Here is an 8,780-nt window from a genome sequence, read left to right as displayed (position 1 = left end):
CGCCCGCCCCGGGGCGGGCGGAGCGCCGCGTGGCGTTTCCCGCGTCAAGACATGTCGTCGCGAGGGGTTCCCGGGCTCGTGAAGTTATGCAAGTCTCCTCTCTAATTCCGGGGGCCGGTGCACGTCCGGGCCCGTCAACAGGCGTGCCACCGTGCCGATACGAGGTGCAGAACTGATGCGGAACCAGGCGCGGGGGCACGATCTGATCGCGCTGCGGCGGCTCAACACCACCGTCGTCCTGCGCGCCCTGCACCGCGGCAGCCCGCGGACCCTCGCCGAACTCGCCTCGGTCACCGGCCTGTCCCGGCCCACCGTGGAGGCCGCCGTCGAGGAGCTCGTCGAGCGCGGACTCGTCGGCGAGTCCACGGAGGGGACCGGCGAGCGCACCCCCGGACGCCCCGCGCGCCGCTTCCGCTTCCGCACCGAGGCCGGATACGTCCTCGGCGCCGACATCGGGCTCCACAAGATGGTGCTGCTCCTCGCCGACCTCGGCGGCACCGTCCTCGCCGCCCGCCGCAGCGACGTCGACCCCGAACTGGGCGGCGGCGAGCGGCTCGACCTGCTGCGGCGCGGCATGGACGCCCTGGTCGACGCCCATGTGCCGCGTCGGGCATCCGTCCTGGCCCGCTGCGTGGGCGTCCCCGGCGTGGTGGACGCGGGCGGGGTCAGCGTCTCGGTGGTGGTGCCCGAGTGGTCGGGCGTCGACCTCGGACGGCTCCTCTCGGACGGCGCGGTGGGCCACACCCTCGTCGAGAACGACGTGAACCTCGCGGTCCTCGCCGAGCGCTGGCAGGGCGCCGCCACCCTCGCGGGCGACGTCGCCTGCGTGCTCATCGGGCGCCGCATCTCCTGCAGCCTCACCCTCGGCGGCCGGCTGCACCGGGGCAGGCGCGGCGGTGCGGGCGAGCTCGGCACGCACCCGCTGCTCGGCATGGACACCGCGCACGAGGCCCTGCGCTGGACGGGCCCGCGGGACACCGGGGAGTCCGAGATGGCCGCGCTGGCCCGCGCCGCCGACGCGCGCGACCCCCGCGCGCTGGCCGCCGTCGCGGACTTCGCCGACCGCATCGCCCCGGGCATCGCGGCCCTCGCGCTGACCGTCGACCCCGAACTGATCGTGCTGACCGGCGGGGCCACCCCGATCGGCCCGCACCTGGTGCCGCTGCTCGAAGAGCGGCTGCGCCCCATGACCCTGCACATCCCGCGCATCGCCCTGAGCTCCCTCGGCGAGCGGGGCGTGGCCATCGGCGCCGTACGCAAGGCGCTCGACCGGGTGGAGGAGGAACTGCTCGCGGACCAGGCGCCCTGACGGCCCACCCCGCACCGGGGCTCTCCCGCCCCGCGACCGGGGTGCGCCGCGGCGGCGCCCGACGACTTCCTGGGAGGCGAAGGCGCAGATGCGCAGAAGGACTCTGCTCGGCGGGGCGCTGGCGGCCCCGGCGCTCGCCGCCTGCTCCGGCGGGGGCGGCGGCACGGACGGCGGGGGCAGGACCACGCTCTCGTACGGCATGTGGGACCCGGCACAGGTGCCGGGCATGGAGAAGGTCATCGCCGCGTTCGAGAAGCGGCACCCGCGCATCTCCGTGCGGATCGCGCTGACGCCCTGGGCGAGCTACTGGACCACCCTGAAGACGTCGATGCGCGGCGGCACGGCCCCCGACGTGTTCTGGATGAACGCCGTCAACTTCCAGCTGTACGCGGCGGGCGGCGTCCTCGAACCGCTCTCCGGGCACATCGAGGCCGACGCCACCCCGGTGGACCGCCACCCCGCGTCCCTGGTGAAGCTCTACTCCTACCGGGGCACGCAGTACGCCCTGCCCAAGGACTTCGACACCATCGGACTCTGGTACAACAAGCGGCTGTTCGACAAGGCGGGCATCAGGTACCCCGACGCGAGCTGGACCTGGGACGACGTCCGTGACGCGGCGGCCGAACTGACCAACCCGCGCGAGCGCGTGCACGGCTTCGCCGCCGAGATGGACCGGCAGATCAAGATCTACCCGTCGGTGTGCGCCGCCGACGGATACGTCCTGGAGGACGGCCGCTCCGGCTTCGGCGACGAACGCTCCATCGAGGGGCTGCGCTTCCTCACCGACATGATCGACCGCGGCTGGTCGCCCCCGCAGAGCGCGATGGTCGAGTCGATCGGGCGCGTGCGCTACTGGAGCGAGAAGGTCGCCATGAACTACGACCTCTCCGCGATGGCCGGCCAGATGTACGCCGTGCCCGCGATCAAGGACCACGGCGGCATCGCCGTCCTGCCCCAGGGGCGCCGCAGGGCCACCATCATCCACGGCCTCGCCAACGCCATCTCGGCCAAGAGCGACAAGAAGGCCGCAGCCTGGGAGTTCGTGCACTTCATGGCGGGCCGCGAGGCCGCCGAGATCCAGGCGGAGGCGGGCGTCACCATCTCCTCGTACGAAGGAACGCAGGACGCCTGGCTCCGGTCGATGCCCGAATTCGACCTCGAGCACTTCATCGAGATGCAGGAGTACGCCGTCCCCTACCCGAGCTCGAAGAACACCGCGGTCTGGGAGAACCTCCAGTACCCGCTGCTCGGCGCCGCGTTCAGCGGCAAGGGCGGCATCGAGGGCGCCGCCCGCGCGCTGGGCCGGCAGATGGACCGGGTCCTGAAGGAGGAACGCGCCGCATGAGTGTCTTTCCCGCCACCGCGGCCGCGAAGTCGGCCGACCGCCGCGCCGCTCCCGGATCCGGCGCGCGGCCGAGGCCGGCCCACCAGCGCGCCGCGTACTGGTTCATCGCGCCGCTCGGGCTCGGCTTCGCCGTCTTCTACTTCTGGCCGCTGCTGCAGACCTTCTACTTCAGCTTCACCGAGTTCGGCGCGTTCGGCGGCCACACCTTCATCGGCACCGACAACTACGCGCGCGTCCTCAAGGACGTGACCGTCTGGCAGGCGCTCGGCAATACCCTGATCTACAGCCTCATCGGGCTGACCGCGCTGCCGGTCGCGATCGTCGTCGCCGCCCTCCTCAACCGGCGCGGACTGCGCGGCGTCTCCGTCTACCGCGCGCTGTACTTCGTGCCGTTCGTGACACTGCCCGTCGCCGTCGGACTCGTCTGGAACTGGCTCTACAACGGCGACTTCGGGCTGCTCAACGAACTCCTCGGCCACCTCGGCATCGACCGCCACTACTGGGTCTCCGACCCGTCCACCGCGGTCTACGCGATCGGCACGGTCATGGTCTGGTCGTCGACGGGCTACTACCTCGTCATCTTCATGGCGGGCATCAAGGGGATACCCCGGGACTACTACGAGGCCGCGGAGCTGGACGGCGCGGGGGTGCTGCGCCGGTTCGTCACCATCACGCTCCCGCTGCTCAGCCCGACCCTCTTCTTCGCCTCCGTCATCTGCATGATCAACTCCCTGCAGACCTTCGACCTGATCTACATCATGATGGCCGAGCGGAACCCCGCCATCGGCGATACGCAGTCCGTCGTGGGCCTCTTCTACAAATGGGCGTTCATGGAGAACGCCCAGGGCGCCGCCGCCGCGCTCGCGTTCCTGCTCATGCTGATCATCGCCGCCCTGACGTTCCTGCAGTTCCGGCTCCAGAGGAGGTGGGTGCACTATGCCTGAGCCCGACCGCACACCCGTCGGGGCCGGGCCCGGCAAACGCCGCTTCGACGGCGGGTCCGTCGCCACCCACGCCGCGCTCTCCCTGGGCGCCCTCGTGATGGTCTTCCCCTTTCTGTGGCAGCTCCTGACCGCCCTCAAGACCCTCGCCGAGACCTCGCGCGTCCCGCCCACCTTCCTGCCCGACACCTGGAACTGGGCGAGCTTCAAGGAGGTCTTCACCGCGCTGCCGTTCGGCGACATGCTCACCAACAGCGTGCTCAACACCGTCGGGCGCACCCTCGGGCAGCTGGTGTTCTGCTCGCTGGCCGCGTACGCGTTCGCGCGCCTGCGGTTCCGCGGGCGCAACGTCCTGTTCGCGCTCTTCCTGTCCGTCCTCATGGTGCCGAGCTCGCTGCTCGTCCTGCCGCAGTACGACATCATCCAGCGCCTCGGCCTGCTCAACACCGCGCCCGCGCTGTTCCTGCCCGGCATGTTCAGCGCCTTCGGCACGTTCATGCTGCGCCAGTTCTTCCTCGGCCTGCCCAGGGAACTGGAGGAGGCCGCCCGCATCGACGGCGCGGGCTCCTTCCGCGTCTTCTGGTCGATCATGCTGCCGCTGATCCGGCCCGCGCTCGCCGCCCTCGCCGTCATCACCGCGATGTGGTCCTGGAACGACCTGCTCTGGCCGCTGATCGTCAACACCGACCCGCACCAGATGCCGATCAGCGCCGGGCTCACCTCGCTGGAGGGCCAGTACGAGACCAACTACCCGGTGATGATGGCCGGTTCGCTCATCGCGAGCCTCCCGATGCTGCTCGTGTACGTCTTCCTGCAGCGCCACTTCGTCCAGAGCGTCGCCCTGTCCGGCTCGAAGAGCTGACCCCCTCCCACCGGAAAGGCACCCCTTTCGTATGCCACCGCTTCACATCGGCCTGCTCGGCGCCGGCGGCATCGCCCGCGCCCACCTGCCCGGCTGGCTCGCGCTCGGCGCCCGCGTGAGCGTGTACACCGTCGACGGCTCCGCGGCGAAGCTCGCCGCCGAGTACGCCGAGCGGGGCCACGACGTGCGGGCCGTCGACGGCCTCGCCGACCTGCTCCCGGACGTCACCGCCGTCGACATCTGCACCCCCACGCCCACCCACCGGGACCTCGCCCTCGCCGCCGTCGCCGCGGGCCGTCACGTCGTCTGCGAGAAGCCCCTCGCCCTCACCGCGCGCGCCGCCGAGGAGATCGCGGCCGCCGCCGACGCGGCGGGCGTGCGCCTCCACCCCGCCCATGTGGTGCGCTACTTCCCCGCGTACGCGGCCCTGCGCGAGGCCGTCGTCCGCGGCGACCTCGCCGAGCCCGCCGTGCTGCGCCTCACGCGCGGCGGGGCGCGGCCCCAGTGGGCGCCGTGGTTCGGCGATCCGGCCCAGTCGGGCGGCGTGATCATGGACCTGATGGTGCACGACATCGACATCGCGCGCTGGCTCGCGGGCGACGTCGTCCGGGTGCACGCCCGCACCCGCGGCGTCGAGCACGCCACCGGCGCCCCGGGCGAGGTCGTCACCGCCACCGCCGTGCTCACCCACGCGTCGGGCGCCGTCAGCCGGATCAGCGGCCTGTGGGGGCTGCCCGACCAGCCGTTCCGCACGACGTTCCGGGTCGCGGGCGCGGACGGGCTGCTGCACCACGACTCCACCGCCGTGCCCGGCTTCCGCATCACGGCGCAGGGCGTGCGCGCCGTCAACGAAGGCATCCCCTCCAGTCCCCTGAACGAGAGCCCCTACCTGGCCGAGCTGCGCGAGTTCGCCGCCTCCTGGCAGGACGGCGGCCCCGAGCCCCGGGTCACCGCACGGGACGGGATCGAGGCCGTCCGCATCGCCGAGGCCGCCGTCGAGTCCAGCCGCACCGGCCGTGTCGTCGAGATCGAGGAGGCAGCGCGATGAAGGTCGCCGTCCTGTCGTTCGCCCATGTCCACGCGGCCGGCTATCTGCGGCTGCTCTCCCGGATGCCCGGCGTCGAGGTCCTGGGCTGCGACCCGGACACCGGCCGCGCGGCCCCCGGCGAGGTGCGCGGCCGCACGCTCGCCGACGAGGTGGGCGTCGCGTACGCGCAGACGTACGAAGAGGCCTTCGCCTGGGGCCCGGACGCGGTCGTCGTCTGCTCCGAGAACGCCCATCACCGCCCGCTGGTCGAACAGGCCGCCGCGCACGGCGTGGACGTCCTGTGCGAGAAGCCGCTGGCCGCCACGGTCGAGGACGGCGAGGCGATGGTCGCCGCCTGCCGCGCCGCCGGAGTGCGGCTCGCGGTCGCCTTCCCGGTCCGCTTCAGCCCCGCGTACGCCGCCGTGAAGGCTGCCGTCGTCTCCGGTGAGGCGGGCCGGGTCCTCGCGGTGGACGGCGCCAACAACGGCGCCATGCCCACCCGGGCCCGCCGATGGTTCGCCGAACCCGAACTCTCCGGCGGCGGCGCGCTGATGGACCACACCGTCCACATCGCCGACCTCCTCGACGACCTCTTCGGCGCCACCGCGCCCGTCGAGGTGTACGCGCAGACCAACAACCTCCTGTACGCCGGCGAGGTCGCCGTCGAGACCAGCGGCCTGGTCAGCGTGACGTACGCCGACGGCACCGTCGCCACCATCGACTGCAGCTGGTCCCACCCCCGCTCCCACCACTCCTGGGGCGGCCTGGAGATGACCGTCGTCGGCGAGCGGGCCACCCTGGAGATGGACGCCTTCGACCAGAAGGTCCACGGGTTCAGCGAACGGCGGGGACAGGGCGTCGAGCTGCCGTTCGGCGTCGACCTCGACGAGCGGATGCTGCGCGCGTTCCTGTACGGCCCGGAAGAGGGCGGCATGGACGTCGCCGACGGCGAGGGCGGGCTGCGCACCCTGCGGATCGTCGCCGCCGGCTATGCCTCGGCACGCAGCGGCGTCCCGGTCGCGGTGGGCCACGGCTGAGGCGACACGGCGGGTCAGCGCGGCCGGACCTGGCCCGCCTCCCACGCCCACGCGGCGATCTCCACGCGGTTGCGCACGGCGAGCTTCGCCTGGACGTGCGCGAGATGCGTCTTGACGGTCGCCAGGGAGATGAACAGCTCCTCGGCGATCTCCTGGTTGGTGCGGCCACGCGCGACCAGCCGCACCACGTCCAGCTCGCGCCCGGACAGGCCCGCGGGCGAGGCGGCGTCGGCCGCCGCGCCGCACTGCGGGCCGTGCCGGTCCGCGAGGCGCTCCAGGAGCCGCAGCGTCACGGCGGGGGAGACCAGCGCGTCCCCGCGGGCGGCGGCCCGGACCGCCTCCACGAGCAGTCCGGGCCCCGCGTCCTTGAGCAGGAAGCCGACGGCCCCGCCGCGCAGCGCCTCGTCGAGGTAGTCGTCCTGGTCGAAGGTGGTGACGACCACGACGTGCAGGGGGTCGACGGCACCCGGCCCGGCGAGCAGCCGGGTCACCTCCAGGCCGTTCAGCTTCGGCATCCGCACGTCGACCAGACACACGTCGGGCCGCAGCCGCCGCGCCAGCTCCACGCACGCGGCGCCGTCCGCGGCCTCCCCGATCACCTCGATGTCCGGCTGCGCCGACAGGATCAGCCGGAACCCGGTCCGCACCATCTCCTGGTCGTCCGCGATCAGGACCCGCACCACGCCGCCGCTCATGGCCCCGATTCTGGCAGGCCCAGCACGGGAAGCGCGGCGCGGACCCGCCAGCCCCCGCCCGGCACCGGCCCCGCCTCCAGGCCGCCGCCGACCGCGGCGACCCGCTCGCGCAGCCCGATCAGGCCGAGGCCGCCGTGGCCGCCGGGCGGGGTGCGGTCCGCCGAACGGCCGTGCGCGCCGGGGCCGTTGGTGACCTCGACGACGAGTTCGCGGCCCTCGGCGGCGATCCGCACCCGGACGTCCGCGGCGCCGTGCGCGTGCCGGGTGACGTTGGTGAGGGCCTCCTGGACGACTCGGTGCACGGACGTCTCGACCTCGGGGGCGAGCGCGGCGGCACGGGCCCGCGCGGAGACCTCCAGGGTGGCCGCGTCGCCGTGGGAGGCGGCGACCAGCGCGGCGAGCTCGGTGAGCAGATCGGCGGGCCGGGTCGTGGCGCCCGGCTCCGCGCGCAGCACGTGCACCAGGCGCCGCATGGAGTCGAGCGTCTCGCCGCCGGCCTTCTCGATGCCGGCGAGCAGCGGGTCCAGCTGGTCGGGGGCGCTCTCGCGGATGGCGCGGGCGGCCTGGGCCTGCACGACGATGCCGGTCACGTGGTGGGCGACGAAGTCGTGCAGGTCGCGCGCGATGCGGCGGCGCTCCTCCTCCTGGGTGGCGGTCACGGCCAGGGCCCGCCGGGTGTCCAGGGAGCGCAGATAGCCGCCCAGCGCGAGGGCGCCGCCGGCCGCGACCGTGAGCACGAAGGCGAAGCTCTCGGCGTCGGAGTGGGCGCCCATGCGCACGGGGGCGACCGCGACGGCGACGGCGAGCAGGGCGCAGAGCGCGTACCCGGCGGGCAGGCGTGCCGTGCGGGCGGTGACCGTCAGCAGCGCCAGCAGCGCGAACGACTCCAGGAGCCCCCAGCCGCCGGTCGGGCCGGGGGTCAGGACCGTGCCGAGGGTGAGCGCGCCGGACGCCAGGGCCGCCGCCGCGGCCCGCGCCTCGATGCCGGGACCGCCCCGCACGGCCAGCACGGCGACGGCCACGGGCCCGGACGCCAGCGGCAGCCAGGGCCCTTCCGGCCGGCTCGACACCAGGTCGAGGAGCCAGAGCAGCACGGCGGGCACGGCGAACAGCAGGGCCCTCGGGATACGGGCTCGGGCGGTGCCGGGCGGCGAGCGGTGATCGTCCACGTACCGAATGTACGCATCAGGGCGTATCCGGCAGATCAGCCGAAAGCCTGATCGGGGCGCCGGTGATCCGCCGAAGGGCCGAGGCGCCGGCGGCCGGCGGGCGGCGACCGTGGAGGGAGTCCGGACTCCACGTAGGCTCCTGTTGCTCCTCGAAGAAAGCGATCCCCATGCCCCGCACCACCCCCCTCCGCCCCCGTGCCGCCCTCTGCGCCCTCGGCACGGCCGCCGTCGCGGTCGCCGTGATCGCCTGCGGCGGCTCGATGAACCCGTTCGACGACCACGAGGAGAAGGCGTCCTACGGGGAAGGCGCCGCCGCGAAGAGCGCCCGCAACTCCGTTCCGCGCTGGCTGCCGGACGACGCGACGGACATCAAGTACGTGATGTCCACCACGGGC

Annotated in this window: 8 protein-coding genes and 1 pseudogene; 7 read left to right on the top strand and 2 right to left on the bottom strand. The window is 73.5% G+C overall.

The window, feature by feature from the left end:
* The first annotated feature begins 175 nt into the window (after positions 1 to 175).
* From AOK22_RS24665 to AOK22_RS24640, 6 genes are all read left to right on the top strand, one after another.
* Positions 176 to 1,309: an ROK family transcriptional regulator gene (locus AOK22_RS24665; protein WP_055700903.1), complete on the top strand. Its 1,134-nt coding sequence runs from the start codon at positions 176 to 178 to the stop codon at positions 1,307 to 1,309.
* 88 nt (positions 1,310 to 1,397) lie between these two features.
* Positions 1,398 to 2,654 (top strand): ABC transporter substrate-binding protein, encoded by a 1,257-nt coding sequence (locus tag AOK22_RS24660; protein ID WP_055700902.1) that lies wholly within the window; start codon positions 1,398 to 1,400, stop codon positions 2,652 to 2,654.
* Positions 2,651 to 3,598 carry a carbohydrate ABC transporter permease gene (locus AOK22_RS24655; RefSeq protein ID WP_055700901.1) on the top strand — a complete coding sequence of 316 codons (948 nt, stop codon included), beginning with the start codon at positions 2,651 to 2,653 and terminating at the stop codon, positions 3,596 to 3,598. The genes AOK22_RS24660 and AOK22_RS24655 overlap by 4 nt, the downstream gene beginning before the upstream one ends.
* The gene (locus AOK22_RS24650) at positions 3,591 to 4,457 is read left to right on the top strand and encodes a carbohydrate ABC transporter permease (RefSeq protein WP_055700900.1); all 867 of its coding nucleotides are present in this window, start codon (positions 3,591 to 3,593) and stop codon (positions 4,455 to 4,457) included. The genes AOK22_RS24655 and AOK22_RS24650 overlap by 8 nt, the downstream gene beginning before the upstream one ends.
* A 31-nt stretch (positions 4,458 to 4,488) precedes the next feature.
* On the top strand, positions 4,489 to 5,505 hold the full coding sequence (locus AOK22_RS24645; RefSeq protein WP_055700899.1) for a Gfo/Idh/MocA family protein: 1,017 nt from the start codon (positions 4,489 to 4,491) through the stop codon (positions 5,503 to 5,505).
* On the top strand, positions 5,502 to 6,521 hold the full coding sequence (locus tag AOK22_RS24640; RefSeq protein ID WP_055700898.1) for a Gfo/Idh/MocA family protein: 1,020 nt from the start codon (positions 5,502 to 5,504) through the stop codon (positions 6,519 to 6,521). The genes AOK22_RS24645 and AOK22_RS24640 overlap by 4 nt, the downstream gene beginning before the upstream one ends.
* Before the next feature lie 14 nt (positions 6,522 to 6,535).
* Here AOK22_RS24640 and AOK22_RS24635 read toward each other — a convergent pair whose 3' ends face one another.
* Positions 6,536 to 7,216 carry a response regulator gene (locus AOK22_RS24635; protein WP_055700897.1) on the bottom strand — a complete coding sequence of 227 codons (681 nt, stop codon included), beginning with the start codon at positions 7,214 to 7,216 and terminating at the stop codon, positions 6,536 to 6,538.
* Positions 7,213 to 8,385: a sensor histidine kinase gene (locus tag AOK22_RS24630; RefSeq protein ID WP_055700896.1), complete on the bottom strand. Its 1,173-nt coding sequence runs from the start codon at positions 8,383 to 8,385 to the stop codon at positions 7,213 to 7,215. Before AOK22_RS24630 ends, AOK22_RS24635 begins: the two co-directional genes overlap by 4 nt.
* A gap of 167 nt (positions 8,386 to 8,552) precedes the next feature.
* Here AOK22_RS24630 and AOK22_RS24625 point away from each other — a divergent pair.
* Positions 8,553 to 8,780: pseudogene (locus AOK22_RS24625) on the top strand (hypothetical protein); the annotation flags it as partial.

It is taken from the genome of Streptomyces silaceus, from assembly GCF_001419745.1.
Classification (GTDB): Bacteria; Actinomycetota; Actinomycetes; order Streptomycetales; family Streptomycetaceae; genus Streptomyces; species Streptomyces silaceus.
Note: the sequence above shows the minus strand (reverse complement) of the source record. Positions and strands in the feature narration are given on the sequence as shown.

Bases quoted from the DNA above. Each gene is read 5' to 3' on its own strand.
- AOK22_RS24665 (WP_055700903.1), top strand. From the start codon at position 176: ATGCGGAACCAGGCGCGGGGGCACGATCTGATCGCGCTGCGGCGGCTC.
- AOK22_RS24660 (WP_055700902.1), top strand. From the start codon at position 1,398: ATGCGCAGAAGGACTCTGCTCGGCGGGGCGCTGGCGGCCCCGGCGCTC.
- AOK22_RS24655 (WP_055700901.1), top strand. From the start codon at position 2,651: ATGAGTGTCTTTCCCGCCACCGCGGCCGCGAAGTCGGCCGACCGCCGC.
- AOK22_RS24650 (WP_055700900.1), top strand. From the start codon at position 3,591: ATGCCTGAGCCCGACCGCACACCCGTCGGGGCCGGGCCCGGCAAACGC.
- AOK22_RS24645 (WP_055700899.1), top strand. From the start codon at position 4,489: ATGCCACCGCTTCACATCGGCCTGCTCGGCGCCGGCGGCATCGCCCGC.
- AOK22_RS24640 (WP_055700898.1), top strand. From the start codon at position 5,502: ATGAAGGTCGCCGTCCTGTCGTTCGCCCATGTCCACGCGGCCGGCTAT.
- AOK22_RS24635 (WP_055700897.1), bottom strand. From the start codon at position 7,216: ATGAGCGGCGGCGTGGTGCGGGTCCTGATCGCGGACGACCAGGAGATG.